This window comes from Aeromonas sp. 600479 (genome assembly GCF_049175515.1).
In the GTDB taxonomy this organism is placed as follows: domain Bacteria; phylum Pseudomonadota; class Gammaproteobacteria; order Enterobacterales; family Aeromonadaceae; genus Aeromonas; species Aeromonas veronii_A.
The window spans coordinates 111423-127606 of the sequence record NZ_JAAKVF010000012.1; the positions used below are offsets into that span (position 1 = coordinate 111423).

General features: G+C 60.2%; 12 protein-coding genes. 4 read left to right on the forward strand and 8 right to left on the reverse strand.

The window, feature by feature from the left end; all coding sequences use genetic code 11:
* Window positions 1-159 precede the first annotated feature (159 nt).
* From cysC to cysG, 5 genes are all read right to left on the reverse strand, one after another.
* Window positions 160-750: an adenylyl-sulfate kinase gene (cysC, locus tag G5149_RS13850; protein WP_421212668.1), complete on the reverse strand. Its 591-nt coding sequence runs from the start codon at window positions 748-750 to the stop codon at window positions 160-162.
* Between the two features lie 248 nt (window positions 751-998).
* Entirely contained in the window at window positions 999-2723 is a 1725-nt protein-coding gene (locus tag G5149_RS13855) for an SLC13 family permease (protein WP_088868488.1), read from the reverse strand.
* 4 nt (window positions 2724-2727) lie between these two features.
* Window positions 2728-4155 (reverse strand): sulfate adenylyltransferase subunit CysN, encoded by a 1428-nt coding sequence (gene cysN / locus G5149_RS13860; protein ID WP_421212670.1) that lies wholly within the window; start codon window positions 4153-4155, stop codon window positions 2728-2730.
* Between the two features lie 12 nt (window positions 4156-4167).
* The gene (gene cysD / locus G5149_RS13865; protein WP_421212683.1) at window positions 4168-5100 is read right to left on the reverse strand and encodes a sulfate adenylyltransferase subunit CysD; all 933 of its coding nucleotides are present in this window, start codon (window positions 5098-5100) and stop codon (window positions 4168-4170) included.
* Window positions 5101-5172: 72 nt separating this feature from the next.
* The gene (cysG, locus tag G5149_RS13870; RefSeq protein WP_421212671.1) at window positions 5173-6609 is read right to left on the reverse strand and encodes a siroheme synthase CysG; all 1437 of its coding nucleotides are present in this window, start codon (window positions 6607-6609) and stop codon (window positions 5173-5175) included.
* Between the two features lie 197 nt (window positions 6610-6806).
* On the opposite strand from cysG, the gene G5149_RS13875 reads away from it, so the two are divergent.
* Complete coding sequence (locus G5149_RS13875) at window positions 6807-7730, forward strand: SPFH domain-containing protein (RefSeq protein ID WP_160882010.1); 924 nt, start codon at window positions 6807-6809, stop codon at window positions 7728-7730.
* Window positions 7727-8182, forward strand: coding sequence for an NfeD family protein (locus G5149_RS13880; protein ID WP_201907593.1), 456 nt, complete (start codon window positions 7727-7729; stop codon window positions 8180-8182). The genes G5149_RS13875 and G5149_RS13880 overlap by 4 nt, the downstream gene beginning before the upstream one ends.
* A gap of 69 nt (window positions 8183-8251) precedes the next feature.
* Here G5149_RS13880 and G5149_RS13885 read toward each other — a convergent pair whose 3' ends face one another.
* Window positions 8252-10357 (reverse strand): methyl-accepting chemotaxis protein, encoded by a 2106-nt coding sequence (locus tag G5149_RS13885; RefSeq protein WP_337073473.1) that lies wholly within the window; start codon window positions 10355-10357, stop codon window positions 8252-8254.
* Window positions 10358-10497: 140 nt separating this feature from the next.
* Here G5149_RS13885 and nadA point away from each other — a divergent pair, with 140 nt between their 5' ends.
* Entirely contained in the window at window positions 10498-11571 is a 1074-nt protein-coding gene (gene nadA, locus G5149_RS13890) for a quinolinate synthase NadA (protein ID WP_337073472.1), read from the forward strand.
* Window positions 11572-11641: 70 nt separating this feature from the next.
* Here nadA and G5149_RS13895 read toward each other — a convergent pair whose 3' ends face one another.
* Window positions 11642-12508, reverse strand: a complete 867-nt coding sequence (locus tag G5149_RS13895; RefSeq protein ID WP_337073471.1) for a D-hexose-6-phosphate mutarotase — start codon at window positions 12506-12508, stop codon at window positions 11642-11644.
* An 86-nt stretch (window positions 12509-12594) separates the two neighbouring features.
* Window positions 12595-13590: a type I glyceraldehyde-3-phosphate dehydrogenase gene (gene gap, locus G5149_RS13900; RefSeq protein WP_158112746.1), complete on the reverse strand. Its 996-nt coding sequence runs from the start codon at window positions 13588-13590 to the stop codon at window positions 12595-12597.
* A gap of 347 nt (window positions 13591-13937) precedes the next feature.
* Between gap and malQ the strand changes: the two genes are divergently transcribed.
* The gene (malQ, locus tag G5149_RS13905) at window positions 13938-16127 is read left to right on the forward strand and encodes a 4-alpha-glucanotransferase (protein ID WP_185900021.1); all 2190 of its coding nucleotides are present in this window, start codon (window positions 13938-13940) and stop codon (window positions 16125-16127) included.
* Window positions 16128-16184: the final 57 nt, after the last annotated feature.

Here is a 16184-nt window from a genome sequence, read left to right on the forward strand (position 1 = left end):
GGGGTGGCTCAAGACTTGCCGGTGCCACTATAAGCTGGATTTATGGGTTTTCCGATAATGATCCAACTTTTGTTCATAGTGGCTGCTGCCAACCCAGCAGCGCCTGTGGTAGCCAAGTGGCAGACCACTGGGCGCTTGTTTTAGGTTCTTCCGATCCAATTACAGATAGTTCCCCTGCCTCAGGGCAGTCAGCAACTCCTCCACCAGCACCTCCACCGGTTTACCGGCATTCAGCAGATGAATTTCCGGCTGCTCCGGCGCCTCGTAAGCGGAGTCGATTCCGGTAAAGTTACGAATTTCCCCTGCCCGAGCTTTTTTATAGAGCCCCTTGGGGTCGCGCTCTTCGCAGACGGCGAGCGGCGCATCGACAAACACCTCGACAAACTCCCCTTCGCCCAAGAGATTGCGTACCAGCTCCCGCTCGGCACGAAACGGCGAGATAAAGGCGGTGAGCACGATCAGGCCCGCATCCACCATCAGCTTTGCCACCTCGCCGACTCGGCGGATATTCTCCTGCCGCGCGGCATCATCGAAACCGAGATCGCCACAGAGGCCGTGGCGCACATTGTCCCCATCCAGCAGATAGGTGTGCTTGCCTTGTGCCGCCAGCGCCTGCTCCAGCGCCCCCGCCAGGGTCGATTTGCCCGCCCCGGAGAGCCCGGTAAACCAGATCACCAGCGGCTTTTGCCCTTTCAATTCGGCCCGGCTCTGTTTGTCCACGGCATGCTTGTGCCACACGATATTGCTCATCCCACACTCCTTGATTGGCGCTCACGCCTCAAAACTTAAACGGTCCGGCACCACAGGGAGCCGCCTCGGACTATCAGCCGACAACGTGCTGGTGCCATGGTATTGCTCATCCCACACTCCTTGCTTGGCGATCACGCCTCAAAACTTAAACGGTCCGGAACCACGGGGAGCCGCCTCGGACTATCCGCCGACAACGTGCTGATGCCATGGCATTGCTCACCCAACACGCCTTGACTGGCACTTATGCCTTAAAACGGAAACAGCAGGGGCACCATCACAATCACCCCGAGGCTATAGGCCAGCGAGACCGGCAGGGCCAGCTTGAGGTAGTCCGGCATCTTGTAGTTGCCCGCGGCATAGACCATCAGGTTGGTCTGGTAGCCGTAGGGCAGAATAAAGCTGGAGCTCGCCCCGAACAGCACCGCCAGAATAAACGGCATGGTCGAGACATCCATGCTGAGCGCCAGCTGGTAACCCATGGGGAAGGCCAGCGCGGCGGCCGCGTTGTTGCTCATCAGCTCGGTCAGCACCAGCGTAAACACATAGATACCGATAAAGGCGATGATGGGGCTGGCACCGTTGAACTCCCCCATCAGCCAGTCGGCGATAAGCTTGGCCAGTCCGCTCTTTTCCAGCTGATCGGCGATGGCGAGCGCCCCGCCCACCACCAGCCAGATATCCAGCGGAAAGCGGCGGCGGATCTCGTCCAGGGTCAGAATGCGGGTGAGCAGCAGCGCCACCAGCATCAGCAGCAACCCCTTGAACAGCGGCACCAGATCGAACACCGAGAGCGCCAGCACCCCGAGAAAACCCAGCACCACGGCGGCGCTGCGCTTGCCATCGAGGCGGGTGGAGGCTTCCAGCCCGCTCACCACCACAAACTCCCGTCCCAACGACTTGTTGCGGGCAAACTGGGGGCCGGGGGCCAGCAGCAGGGTATCACCGGCGTGCAGCTCAATCTGGCCGAGGCCACCGGTGAGCTGGGTTTCGCCGCGGCGCACCGCCAGTACCACCGCATCGAAGTGGGTGCGAAATTCGGCATCCTTGATGGTCTGCCCCACCAGCCGCGAGCTGTGGCTGACGATCACCTCCACCAGATGCTGGCCGTTGAGGCGGTGCTGACCGTAGAGATCCAGCCCCTTCATCTCCTGCAATACGCCGACACTCTCCACATCGCCGCAAAACAGCAGCACGTCCCCTTCGTGCAGCTCGTGTTCCGGCTGCACCGGGCAGATCACCTGATCGCCGCGAATGATTTCCGCCAGATAGAGGCTTTTCAGGCTGCGCAGGCCGTTCTCCTTGACGCTGCGCCCCGCCAGCGGCGAACCGGCGCCCACCTTGGCTTCGAGAAAGTAGCCGGATTCGCGGCTCATCTCGGTATCCTGCTCCGGCAGGTGACGTGCAAACAGCAGTACGGCCACCAGACCGGTCAGCAGGGTGCCCGCCCCCACCATAAAGAAGTCGAACATGCCGAGCGGCGGCGCCCCCATCTTGATGAGGAAACTGTTGACGATCAGGTTGGTGGAGGTGCCGATCAGGGTCAGCACCCCGCCAAAGGTGGCCGCGAAACACATGGGCAGCAGCAGCCGCGACGGCGCATGGTTGGGGTTGCGTTTGACCGCTCCCAGCATGGAGGCCACCACGGCAGTGTTATTGACGAAAGCCGACAGGAAAGCGGTGGAGAACCACACCTTCACCAGCACCTTGTTGAATGAACCTGTGCCCACCAGATTGGCGAACCAGCTCATGATGCGGGTCTTCTCCACCGCCAGCGACACCAGCAGCAACAGCACCAGCGTCAGCAGGGCACTGTTGGTGTAGCCCGCCGCCACGGCGTTGATATCCGCCAACCCGCTCAGGTAGGTGATGAGCACGGCGCCCGAGAAGAGCAGCGCCGGGCGGAGTTTGCCCTGGATCAGCAGGGCCACGAGAGCAGCCAGCAGACCCAGCACCAGGAATTGTTGCCAGGTCATGGGCTTACTCCTTGCTTGTGTCGTTACCGATGGCAAGGGCTTGCCAGTGCGGGAAGTGCTTGCGCACCAGCGCGTTGAGCTCGATCTCGAACTCGCTGTAATGCCCTTTTACCGCTTTGGCGGCCAAGCCTTCCACTATCATGCCGGCGCCGACGGTGACGTTGGTCAGCCGGTCGATCAGGATAAAGCTGCCGGTATCACGGATCTCCTGATACGGGTCGAACGCCACCGGGTCGGTGAGGCTCAGCTCGCACAGGCCGATCTCGTTGAGCTTGAGTTCGCTCGCAGGCAGCTCGTCCAGCTTGTTGATCTCGACGCGGTGGCGGATAGCCTCCACCTGACCGCGACTCTTCTTGGTGGCCAGTTTGACGTCGTAGACCCGACCCGGTTGCAGGGACTCCTCCCCCATCCAGACGATATGGGCCAGCAGATTCTGGGTCACTTGCGGCTGCTTGGCGGCATCCACCAGCAGGTCGCCGCGGCTGATGTCGATCTCGTCGGCGAAGGTGACGGTGATGGCCTGACCCGGCAGGGCGTACTCCAGATCCCCGTCGAAGGTGACGATGCGGGTCACTGTGCTCTCCTTGCCCGATGGCAGCACCGCCAGCTTGTCGCCGACCCGCAGGATGCCGGAGGCGAGCGTCCCCGCGAAGCCGCGAAAATCGAGGTTGGGGCGGTTCACATACTGCACCGGCAGGCGCACTGGGTGGCGCTCCAGCTCGCGCTCCACCTCGGCAGACTCCAGCAGAGCAAGCAGGGTTTCGCCCTGATACCAAGCCAGCTTGTCGCTCTGGTTGACCACGTTGTCACCGTCCAGCGCCGAAACCGGCACCATATGGATGGTGTCGACGCTGAGCTTTTTGGCGAACTCGCGGTAATCGGCGCTGATGCGCTCGAACACCTCTTGGCTGAACTCCACCAGATCCATCTTGTTGACCGCCACCACGAACTGCTTTATGCCGAGCAGGCTCGCGATAAAGCTGTGGCGGCGGGTCTGATCCAGCACCCCTTTGCGGGCGTCGATCAGAATGATGGCCAGATCGCAGGTGGAAGCGCCGGTGGCCATGTTGCGGGTGTACTGCTCGTGGCCTGGGGTATCCGAGATGATAAATTTGCGCTTGGCAGTGGAGAAGTAGCGGTAGGCCACGTCGATGGTGATGCCCTGCTCGCGCTCCGCCTGCAGGCCATCCACCAGCAGTGCCAGGTCCAGCTTCTCGCCGGTGGTGCCGAGCTTCTGGCTGTCGGACTCCAGCGCTTTGAGCTGATCTTCATAAATCTGCTGGGAGTCGTGCAGCAGGCGACCGATAAGGGTGCTCTTGCCGTCATCCACGCTGCCGCAGGTGAGAAAACGCAGCAGACTCTTGTGCTGCTGGGCGTGCAGATAGGCTTCAATGCCCTGTTCGGTGATGGCGGTCTGAATATGGCTGTTCATGCTGACGACTCCTTAGAAATATCCCTGACGCTTCTTCTGCTCCATGGAGCCGGCCTGATCGTGGTCAATCAGCCGCCCTTGCCGCTCGCTCGAGGTGGTGAGCAGCATCTCTTCAATAATTTCCGGCAAGGTGGTGGCAGCGGATTCGATGGCCCCGGTCAGCGGGTAGCAGCCGAGGGTGCGGAAGCGCACCAGCTCCTGCTTCACTTCGTCTTCCGGGCCGATGGGCATACGATCGTCATCCACCATGATCTTGATGCCGTTGCGCTCCACCACCGGACGATAAGCGGCGAAGTAGAGCGGCACTATGTCGATCTTTTCCAGATAGATGTATTGCCAGATATCCAGCTCGGTCCAGTTGGAGAGCGGGAACACCCGGATGCTCTCCCCCTTGTTGACCTGGCTGTTGTAAACCCGCCACAGCTCCGGGCGCTGGTTTTTCGGATCCCAGCGGTGAGACTTGTCACGGAAGGAGTAAACCCGCTCCTTGGCGCGGGATTTCTCCTCATCGCGGCGCGCACCACCGAAGGCGGCGTCGAAGCCATATTTGTTGAGCGCCTGCTTGAGCCCCTCGGTCTTCATGATGTCGGTGTGCTTGCCGCTGCCGTGCACGAAGGGGTTGATGCCCATGGCGAGCCCTTCCGGGTTCTTGTGGACGATGAGATCCAGCCCGTACTTCCTGGCGGTCTCGTCGCGGAACTTGATCATCTCCTTGAACTTCCAGTCGGTGTCGACGTGGAGCAAGGGGAAGGGGATCTTGCCCGGATAGAAGGCCTTGCGGGCCAGATGCAGCATGACGGAGGAGTCCTTGCCGATGGAGTACATCATCACCGGGTTTTCAAATTCGGCAGCCACCTCGCGGATGATATGGATGCTCTCGGCTTCCAGCTGCTGCAAGTGGGTCAATCTTTCACGGTCCATGTTGGTCCTCGGGTCATTGCTTATGCGCCTGCTCGGGGCGCTGGGTGGTTCAGTGCGCGGCCGCACCGGCAGCCGCATCAAATATCTCTTTCTCGGTCAGGCCAGCTGCACCAGCTTGAGGTCGCAGCCATCGAGATCCGGGTTAGCGCGCAGCTGCTCGCCGCTTTTTTCTCCAAACCAGGCGAGCCGCTCGCGCAGTGCCACTACTTCGCCGATGACGATAAGCGACGGGCTCACCGCCTGTTTGGCAAGCTCAGCCAAGTCGGCCAGCGTGCCGGTCAGCACCCGCTGGCGGGATGTGGTGCCACGCTCGATGATGGCGATGGGGGTGGCTTGGCTTCGGCCGTGATCCACCAACTGCTGCTGGATATGCTCGGAGCGCATCAGCCCCATGTAGATGACCAGGGTCTGGCTGGTGGCGGCGAGCTGCTGCCAGTCGGGCTCCTTGCCATCGATCTGGCAGTGGCCGGTAATAAAGACGGCGCTCTGGGCATAATCACGGTGAGTCAGCGGAATACCTGCATAGGCGGTGGCGCCGGCAGCGGCCGTGATGCCGGGCACCACCGAGAAGGGGATGCCTTCATTGGCCAGCACTTCCAGCTCCTCGCCGCCACGGCCAAACATAAAGGGATCGCCCCCTTTCAGCCGCACTACCCGGTTGCCCGCCTTGGAGTACTCAACCAGCAGGCGATTGGTCTCCTCCTGCGGCACGCTCTGGGCGCCCGCCTTCTTGCCGACCGACACCAAAGTGGCATCACGGCGCACCAGATCGAGGACCTCAGACGAGACCAACTGGTCGTAGAGCACCACTTCAGCTTGTTGAATCTGTTGCAGCGCCTTGAGGGTCAACAGACCCGGATCGCCAGGGCCCGCGCCGACCAGCACCACCTCGCCCACTTCGCTTTTCGCCTGGTCGAGGCCATCACTCAGCCACTGCTCGGCTCCTTGCCAATCCTCTTTTTCAATCAGGCTGGCGAGGGTGTTGGAGGCAAAGGCGCGCTCCCAGAAGCGGCGGCGATCGGAAATTGAGGAGAGCACCCGCTTGGCCTTGTCACGGACCCGGCCGGAGAGCTCGGTCAGCCCGCCAAGATGGCGCGGCAGCAGGCTCTCCAGCCGCTCGCGCAGCAGGCGCACCAGCACCGGCGCCTTGCCACCGCTGGAGACCGCCACCATCAGCGGCGAGCGATCGATGATCGAGGGGAAGATAAAGCTGGAGCGCTTGGGGTCATCCACCACGTTGACGAACAGACCCAGCTGGTTGGCACTCTGATAAACCAGTGCGTTGACTTCGAGGTTGTCGGTCGCCGCCACCACCAAAATCTGGCCTGCCAGATGGGCCGGGGTGAAGCGCTCCGCCAGATGGGTGAAACGACCGGTGAATTCCGCAAATTCCGGTTCAAGCTCCGGGGAGACCAGAGTCAGCCGGGCACCGGCCGCCAGCAGCAGGCGCGCCTTGCGCAGGGCAACCTCGCCCCCGCCCACCAGCAGTACCGGGCGGCCTTCCAACTTGGCAAACATAGGTAAATAATCCATTTCGGCCCATCCCTCGGAACACGACTAATATGGGGCGACTATAGGCAGGGCAGCTTATCCCTCAAAATAATAAAAAATGCTTTTTAATGCGTTTTGGTAATTAGCAAAGCCAATTCATGACAAAGGCGTACAAAGTCACTTGTGGTACCTGACGCCAGACCATAGGCTAGGGACTGTGTTTCATAAGGAGCTAAATGATGAATGAATCATTGATTGTGCTAGGGATTTTTGTGTTCCTGGTGCTCGCCACCCTGAGCGCGGGCATCAAAATCGTGCCCCAGGGCTACAACTGGACGGTAGAGCGCTTCGGCCGCTACACCCGCACCCTGACCCCGGGTCTCAACCTGCTGATCCCCTACGTGGATCGGGTCGGCCACAAGATCATCATGATGGAGCAGGTGCTGGATATCCCGGCACAAGAGGTGATCTCCCGCGACAACGCCAACGTCACCATCGACGCCATCAGCTTTGTGCAGGTGGTGGATGCCCGTAAAGCGGGTTATGAGGTCAACGATCTCACCAGCGCCATCCGCAATCTCACCATGACCAATATGCGCACCGTGCTCGGTGCCATGGAGCTGGACGAGATGCTCTCCCAGCGCGACACCATCAACGAGAAGCTGCTGCGCACCATGGATGCCGCCACCGCCCCCTGGGGCATCAAGGTGACCCGCATCGAGATTAAAGATGTGCGCCCGCCGCTGGCACTGGTCGAGGCGATGAACGCCCAGATGAAGGCCGAGCGCCAGAAACGGGCCGAGGTACTGGAAGCCGAAGGGGTGCGCCAGTCCAAAATCCTGAAAGCGGAAGGCGAAAAGCAGTCCCAGATCCTCAAAGCCGAAGGTGAGCGTCAGGCCGCCTTCCTCGCCGCCGAAGCGCGGGAGCGGGCTGCCGAGGCGGAAGCCAAGGCGACCCATATGGTTTCACAGGCGATTGCGGAAGGAGACCTGCAGGCCATCAACTACTTCGTGGCCCAGAAATATACCGAAGCACTGGCCCGCATCGGTGAAGGCCCCAACAGCAAGATCATCATGATGCCGCTGGAAGCGGGCAGCCTGATTGGCTCTGTGGCTGGCATGGCCGAGCTGTTCAACAAAGATGGCAAGGGCAACAAGTCATGACAGCCCTGTTAGAGGGGCTGACCCACTGGCACTGGTTGGGGCTCGGCTTCATTCTGCTGGCCATAGAGGTGCTCGGCTCGGTGGGCTTTTTGCTCTGGACCGGCATCGCCGCTCTGGAAGTGGGCCTACTGCTGCTGATCTGGCCCTTTGGCTGGCAGGCGCAGTTACTGCTGTTTGCGGTGCAATCCCTGCTCACCACCTGGGCCTGGTGGCGCTGGCAGCACCAGCGTGACAACTCGGGTCAGGATGCCGCCAGCACCATCAACGAGCGGATGCAGAGCTATATGGGCCGCGAGCTGACCCTGCTGGATGATGTCACCCAGGGCACCAGCCGGGTGCATCTGGACGACACGGTCTGGACGGTGCGCTGCGACGAGTCGCTGCCTGCAGGCAGCAAGGTCAGGGTGGTCGGGGCCGACTCCCACATCCTGCTGGTTGAACTCCGCAACTGACGCAACTCTGCCATCGAGTCATAAAAAAGCCCGCGATCGCTCGCGGGCTTTTGTCTCTCTGGCTGCCACTCAGGTACGCAGCCGATCGAGCTGACTGGCCAGCGCCGTGGCCGCTTGCTCCAGCGCTTCGCTCAGCTGATGGCTGGAGCTGGCCTCCTGCCCGATCACGTTGGCGGTATCGCCGATCCGCATCAAATTCTTGTTGATATCGTCACTGACGGCGCTCTGCTGCTCGGCGGCGGTGGCCACCTGACTGATGTGGTCGTGGATCTGCTGGATCTGGGCCACCACCCGATTGAGCGCCTCGAACGCCTGCTCGGTGCCCTGCACCGTGGTGGTGGAGCGCTCGATGCCGGTATTCATCAGACGCTGACTGCTGCTCACCTCGGTCTGCAGGCTACCAATCAGCTGGCCGATCTCGTCGGTCGATTCACGGGTCTTGGTCGCCAGCGCCCGCACCTCGTCTGCCACCACCGCAAAGCCACGCCCCATGTCCCCTGCCCGCGCCGCTTCGATGGCGGCGTTGAGGGCCAGCAGGTTGGTCTGCTCGGCAATGGCGCGGATCACATCGAGGATCCGGCTGATATTGGTGCTGCGCTGGGCCACCAGCGCCACCGCTTTATCCGCCTCATGCATATCGCCGACCAGAGTATGGATCTCGTTGCGGGCATTGCTGAGGGTCTGCTGGGCGGTATTGATGTGGTGGGTCGCCGCTTCCGACTCCTGCGCCGCCTGCTCGGCATAACCCGCCACGCTGACTGCCGTGGTGCTCATCTGATGCATGGCGCTCACTACGCTCTCCAGCTCCAGATTCTGCTCGTCCAGACTACTGCGCATGGTGTCGGCGGTATGTTTCATCTCCCGCGCCTGCTGGTAGACCTGCTGACCAATCCCCTTGCTCATTTGCACCATGCCCCGCAGCTTGCCGAGGAAGGCATTGAGCTGGGACCCCAGATCGATCAGCTCCTGATGGGTGTCGATCTCCATCTGCTGGGTCAGGTCCCCCTCGTTGCTGGAGAGATGGCCCACATGACGGCTGATAAGAGAAAGTGGCGCTGTGATGGTCTGGATAAACCAGACCAGCAGCCCCAGCACCAGCAGGGTAATCCCGCCCATGGCGATGATCTGCTGCCGCTGGGCATCCACCAGCAGGGTGCCCAGTTCATTGCTGATGGCGTGCGCCTTGCCGAGCGCCAGCGCCTTGGGCACCTTAATCATCAACCACCACTGGGTATTGGCTGCCTCAACCCGGATGGGCTGATGAAGAATGAAGTCACTGTCGCTGCTGACCGGCTGACCGTCAGGCAGGGTCAGGCCCACCTCCTTGAGTGGACGGCCCAGCTTGTCGGCATAGCGGTTGCTGCCCACAATCAGCCCCATCTTGCTGACCAGAGTCACATCCGCCTTGTTGTCATAGAGGCTCTTGCCAAGGTTTTCAGCCAGTTGCTGGAAGATGGGCAGGTTCATATCCACCCCGGCCAGCCCGACAAACTTGCCGTCACGCAGCACGGGTACCGTCAAACTGGTCATCAGCATCTTGTTGCCCGGGCTGATTTCGTAGAGGTAGGGCTCCATCAGGCAGGGCTGGCGGGTATCGCGACCACAGAGATACCACTCGCTGTTGCGAATGCCAAACTCGTTGAGGGAGGTATCAAACTTGGCCTCGCTGGCAGCGGCGTCCACCGCTTGCTGAGCGACTGCCCCTCCCTGATCCTTGGTGAAATAGACCTCCAGACTCCCCTTGCCTGCCACCGAGTGGCTGGCCCCGCCCAGCCAGTTGCCATCCTCGCCATCATAGCCATCCGGTTCAAACTGGGCATAAATGGAGCTGATCCCGCTCGCCTGCTGCAGGCTGCTGCCGAGCAGAGACTCCACTTGGGGCCGCGACAAACGCAGTTCCGGTTTGGCCATCCCGGCTTCAATCTGGGCGGTCACGGTCAGGGGGATCTGATAGGAGTTCTGCATCAGCGAGGCAATCTGGATGGCATAGCGCTCTGCCTGATACTGCAGGCTGCGGGAGACCTCCTCTTCCAGTGCATCGCTGGTCTGGGTCATCACCATGTTGCGAAGGGAGCTGAAAGAGGCCGATTGCAGCAGGGTCATGGCCAGCCCGGTCAGCAGAAACAGCCCCATGGTAAGGCACAACAACTTGAACTTGAGGGAACGTTGCTTCATGCGACAACTCCTTATGGCAGAATAACAACGAATTACTTGAGTATATTCGCCCACTTGCGCTTCACCCGATTTGTTGATGGGTTTGTGGCAGGCTTCTGGTTATAATTTTTGCCTTCCCGAGCGTTGATGGAACAGTCGCAATGAGCAATGCACTGAGCAGTGTCCCGCCGGTAGTCGCAATGGACTACCCCTTTCCGGCCAAACCTCTTCCCCTGAGTGCCGAGCAGAGAACGACCTTGACCACAGAAATCAAGGCGCTGCTCAAGGAGCGCAAAGCGGTACTGGTTGCCCACTACTACACGGATCCCGAGATCCAGGCGCTGGCCGAAGCCACCGGCGGTTTCGTCGGTGACTCGCTGGAGATGGCCCGCTTTGGCCGTGATCACGAGGCGCAAACCCTGATCGTCGCCGGGGTGCGCTTTATGGGGGAAACCTCCAAGATCCTGAGCCCCCACAAGCGGGTGCTGATGCCGACTCTGGAGGCCGAATGCTCCCTCGATCTGGGCTGTCCCATCGAACAGTTCTCCGCCTTCTGCGATGCCAACCCCGACCACACCGTGGTGGTCTATGCCAATACCTCGGCCGCCGTCAAAGCACGGGCGGACTGGGTGGTGACCTCCAGCATTGCACTGGAGATCGTCGAACACCTCGACAGTCTGGGTCACAAGATCATCTGGGGCCCGGATCGCCATCTGGGTGCCTATATCGAGAAGAAGACCGGGGCGCAGATGCTGCGCTGGCAGGGCCACTGCATCGTCCACGACGAGTTCAAGGCCCGCGCCCTGCGCGAGCTGAAAGAGCAGAATCCGGAAGCCGCCGTGCTGGTTCATCCGGAATCCCCCGCCTCGGTGATCGAGCTGGCCGATGCGGTGGGCTCCACCAGCCAGCTGATCAAGGCGGCCAAGGAGCTGCCCCAGCAGAAGCTGATCGTGGCGACCGATCGGGGCATCTTCTACAAGATGCAGCAGGCTTGTCCGGAGAAAGAGATGGTGGAAGCCCCGACCGGTGGCGATGGCGCTACCTGCCGCAGCTGCGCCCATTGCCCCTGGATGGCGATGAACGGTCTGGTGGCGATCAAGGAGGCCCTCACCGATGGTGCCGAACGCCACGAGATCCATGTCGATGAAGCGCTGCGGGTAAAGGCCCTCATTCCGCTCGACCGGATGCTCAATTTCGCCGCCGAACTCAAGCTCAAGACCCAGGGCAATGCCTGATTGCCGCCGTCATGAGATGCAAAGAGGGCTCCCGCGGGAGCCCTCTTTATTTATCTGAACCTAATCCAACTCAGATGATTACGGTGGAGAGGCTGTGCTCTTCATCCGGCGCAACGGTCACACCCGCCTCGCCAGCGATGGCAGCCTCGACACAGAGCATGGTGCGATAGCCATCGTCGCTCATGTCGGCCATGGCGGTAGCCCCTTCCAGCCAGGGGGTCCAGACCACCACGCTGTCGTGGTTGCCACTGACCACCCGGGTCTCGCGCTCACCATCCTGCACGCTCACCAGCACCTCTGGCTGCCAGTAGACCCGATCCAGCGGCCCGCTCAGGGTCAATGCCCCCTGCTGCTTGGCATCCTGTCCGGTCAGCTTGTCGGCATAGGGCTCGCCCAGGCCGGTGACGCTTACCGCCTCTGGTGCGCTGATCTGCAAATAGGTGTGCAGCGCACCGCTATAGGTCAATGGCTGAGCACCTGTGTTGCGAGTGGTCAGCACCAGCGAAAGCTCTTTGCCCACCAGCACGTCTAGTTCCAGCTCGAAGGGGTGATCCCACAGGGCGCGGGTTGCATCGCTGTCGCGCAGGGAAAGATGAACAAGCGTGCCGTCAGCGTGATCGGAGACCCCGTCCAGCATCCAGAGGGTGGTACGGGCAAAACCGTGGGAGGGCTTGCCGCTACCGACGCGGGCGGGCGCCGGGCCAAACCAGGGCCAGCAGATCGGGATACCACCACGAACAGGCTTGCTGCCATCCAGCACCGCTTTGTCGCTCAGCCAGATAGAGGCCGACTCGCCATGACGCTGATAGCTCAGCACATGGGCGCCAAACAGGCTGATCTCGGCCTTGGCATAGTCGTTATTAATGGTGAGAACCGGCAGACCGGCCGCATTGTTGGCAAGCTTGCAATTGGCTGTCAGGGGACGAATGGATTGCATGTGGACTCCTGTCATCAGGGGAAACCGAAAAACAAAAAGGCGGCCAATGGCCGCCTTTTTCAAGCTACGCGATTGCGCATCCCAAATTACTTGGAGATGTGAGCGATCAGGTCCAGAACTTTGCTGGAGTAGCCCATTTCGTTGTCGTACCAGGATACAACTTTAACGAATTTGTCGTTCAGCTGGATACCAGCCTTGGCGTCGAATACGGAGGTCTGACGCTCACCCAGGAAGTCGGTAGATACAACTTCGTCTTCGGTGTAGCCCAGAACGCCTTTCATAGCGCCTTCGGAAGCAGCTTTCATCGCTTCGCAGATTTCTGCGTAGGTGGCAGCTTTCTTCAGGTTAACGGTCAGGTCAACAACAGACACGTCCGGAGTCGGAACACGGAAAGCCATACCGGTCAGCTTGCCTTTCAGTTCCGGGATAACTACGCCAACAGCTTTGGCTGCACCGGTAGAGGACGGGATGATGTTCTGAGCCGCACCGCGGCCACCGCGCCAGTCTTTGGCAGACGGACCATCAACGGTCTTCTGGGTAGCAGTGGTAGCGTGAACGGTGGTCATCAGGCCAGACTCGATACCGAAGGTATCGTTCAGAACCTTGGCGATCGGTGCCAGGCAGTTGGTGGTGCAGGAAGCGTTGGAAACGATGTCCTGGCCAGCGTAGGTAGAGTCGTTAACACCCATTACGAACATCGGGGTGGCGTCTTTGGACGGGCCAGTCAGAACAACTTTCTTGGCACCAGCAGCGATGTGCTTACGAGCAGTCTCGTCGGTCAGGAACAGACCGGTAGCTTCAGCAACAACGTCAACACCGATTTCGCCCCACTTCAGGTTGGCCGGGTCACGCTCAGCGGTAACACGTACGGTTTTGCCGTTTACAACCAGGTTGCCGTCTTTAACTTCAACGGTACCGTTGAAACGACCGTGAGTTGAATCGTACTTCAGCATGTAAGCCATGTAGTCAACATCGATCAGGTCGTTGATACCAACAACTTCGATGTCTGCACGCTCGCAAGCCAGACGGAATACGAAACGACCGATACGGCCAAAACCGTTAATACCTACTTTGATAGTCATATTTAGTTACCTAACTGTTCAGTAGTCAAAGAAAATTCCGCTTGTAAATTTACTAGAACTCTCCGGTGAGTCAACCAACATTCTGTCTGAAATTGCGCTATATCATGAAAAACTGTGAAATTAATTTTCTGTTTATGTAACTGATTACCACGTTTTGACGAAAAAAGTGCCAGATCGTGGCATCGCGCAGATATCAACAATAGTGCCTACTCGGTCACACAACCATTCACAGAGATATGTAAAAATGTGCGCGGTTTAGCATGGCCAAAGAGCCACTGTTCAAGTACCACCCCATAAAAATCAAACAAAATAGTATAGATAGAATCCACAGCGGGAATTCTCAAACTATGACCACCCTGATTGAACAGCTGGCTGCCGCAAAAGGTATCGCCAGCGAGTATGTCGATGCCTGGGGCCACCCGGCCCAGGTATCAGAAGAGAGCAAGGCCGCCATGCTGGGCGCCATGGGCTACCGCGTCGATGACGAGGCCGCACTGGTGCAGCAGCTGGAAGAGGAGCATCGCCAGCACTGGCTGCGGGCGCTGGATCCTGTGATGGTGGTTCGCACCGGCGACGCCGTTACCCTTGAGGTTCGCCTCCCCATCGAATTCGTCAACGACGCCCTCACCTGGCAGCTCCAGCAGGAGCAGGGTGCTGTGCTGTCCGGTCAATTCACCCCCATCGAGGGTGAGCTGGTCGGCGTGGCCGAATTTGAAGAGATGGAGTGCCAGGCCTATCGCGTCACGCTGGATATGGCCCCTGAGCTGGGTTATCACCAGCTGGTGCTGCTGGAAGAGGGCAATGACGAGCCGCTGGCCACCATGCGCCTCATCGTCGCCCCCAAGGCCTGCTACAAGCAGGCGCCAATTGCCGATGGCCGCAAGGTATGGGGCCCGAGCGTGCAGCTCTACTGCCTGCGCAGCCGCCACAACTGGGGTATCGGTGACTTCAGCGATCTGGGCCAACTGGTTGAGAAAGCCGCCGCCTGGGGTGCCCACTTCGTCGGCCTCAACCCTATCCACGCCCTCTATCCGGCCAATCCGGAGAGCGCCAGTCCCTATAGCCCCTCTTCCCGTCGCTGGCTCAACGTAGCCTATATCAATGTGGAAGCGGTGCCCGAATTCCAGCAGAGCGATCGCCTGAAAGCGGAAGTGGCAAGCCCAGCCTTCCAGCAACATCTGGCCGACCTGCGAGCCAAAGAGAATGTCGATTACACCGGCGTGATCCAGACCAAACTCGGCATGCTGCGTCAGGTGTTCGATGAAGCCACCCTGAGCACCGAGCGTCAGGCCGCCTTTGATGCCTTCGTGGCCGCCGGTGGCGACAGCCTGCAACAGCAGGCAGCATTTGATGCCCTGCAGGCCCACTTCTATGCCAAAGGCGAAAATGCCTGGGGCTGGCCGGTATGGCCGCAGGAGCTGCGCGATTACCACAATCCTGCCGTTGCCGCCTGGATGGCCGAGCACCCGCAAGATGTCAACTTCTACCTCTATCTGCAGTTCCTGGCTGACGAGCAGCTGGCGCAAGCCGATGCCCGTGCCAAGGCTGCCGGCATGGTGATGGGTATCTACCGGGATCTGGCAGTGGGCGTCTCCGAAGGCTCCACCGAGATCTGGGCCAACCAGGATCTCTACTGCCCGAAAGCCTCGGTCGGTGCGCCGCCCGATATCCTTGGCCCGCTCGGTCAGAACTGGGGCCTGCCCCCGATGAACCCGAACAAGCTGTTTGAAGCGGCCTACCAGCCGATGGTGGACTTGTTCCGTGCCAACATGCGCTCCTGCGGCGCACTGCGCATCGACCACGTGATGGCCTTGCTGCGCCTGTGGTGGGTACCGCCCGGAGCGTCCGCCGCCAAGGGCGCCTACATATATTATCCGGTCAACGATCTGCTGGGCATTCTGGCCCTCGAATCCCACCGCAATCAGTGCCTGCTGATCGGCGAGGATCTGGGTACCGTGCCGGAGGGGATCGACGTGACCCTGAAAGAGAACGGCGTCCACTCCTACAAGGTGTTCTTCTTCGAGCGCTCCAAGGAAGATGGCGGCTTTATCTCTCCGGCGCACTACACCGAGCAGGCGATGTCAGCCCTGACCACCCACGACATGCCGACCCTCAAGGGCTTCTGGCACTGTGATGATCTGGCGCTCGGCCGTCAACTGGGTCTGTATCCGGATGAAGATGTATTGAAGACTCTGTATGCTGATCGCCACCAGGCCAAACAACGGATCCTCGACAGCTTGCATGCCCACAAGGTCATCTCTGACAACATCAGTCATGACGTGAACTGGGTCGGCATGAACACCGAACTCAACCACGGTCTGCAGATCCATATGTCCCGCGGCAGCTGCGCCCTGTTCAGTACCCAGCTGGAAGACTGGCTGGAGATGGACAAGCCGGTCAACGTACCGGGCACCAGTTACGAATACCCCAACTGGCGCCGCAAGCTCTCCGCTGATCTGGAAGATATTTTTGCCAATGAGGCACTCAAGGCACTGGCTGGCAAAATGAGCCAAGCCCGTGATGAGGCCAGTCGTTGAGACGCTGTCTCCCACAGCGCTCTCACCTAAATCCACTCCGGCTTCGGCCGGAGTGGA

Bases quoted from the DNA above. Each gene is read 5' to 3' on its own strand.
- cysC (WP_421212668.1), bottom strand. From the start codon at position 750: ATGAGCAATATCGTGTGGCACAAGCATGCCGTGGACAAACAGAGCCGG.
- G5149_RS13855 (WP_088868488.1), bottom strand. From the start codon at position 2,723: ATGACCTGGCAACAATTCCTGGTGCTGGGTCTGCTGGCTGCTCTCGTG.
- cysN (WP_421212670.1), bottom strand. From the start codon at position 4,155: ATGAACAGCCATATTCAGACCGCCATCACCGAACAGGGCATTGAAGCC.
- cysG (WP_421212671.1), bottom strand. From the start codon at position 6,609: ATGGATTATTTACCTATGTTTGCCAAGTTGGAAGGCCGCCCGGTACTG.
- G5149_RS13875 (WP_160882010.1), top strand. From the start codon at position 6,807: ATGAATGAATCATTGATTGTGCTAGGGATTTTTGTGTTCCTGGTGCTC.
- G5149_RS13880 (WP_201907593.1), top strand. From the start codon at position 7,727: ATGACAGCCCTGTTAGAGGGGCTGACCCACTGGCACTGGTTGGGGCTC.
- G5149_RS13885 (WP_337073473.1), bottom strand. From the start codon at position 10,357: ATGAAGCAACGTTCCCTCAAGTTCAAGTTGTTGTGCCTTACCATGGGG.
- nadA (WP_337073472.1), top strand. From the start codon at position 10,498: ATGAGCAATGCACTGAGCAGTGTCCCGCCGGTAGTCGCAATGGACTAC.
- G5149_RS13895 (WP_337073471.1), bottom strand. From the start codon at position 12,508: ATGCAATCCATTCGTCCCCTGACAGCCAATTGCAAGCTTGCCAACAAT.
- gap (WP_158112746.1), bottom strand. From the start codon at position 13,590: ATGACTATCAAAGTAGGTATTAACGGTTTTGGCCGTATCGGTCGTTTC.
- malQ (WP_185900021.1), top strand. From the start codon at position 13,938: ATGACCACCCTGATTGAACAGCTGGCTGCCGCAAAAGGTATCGCCAGC.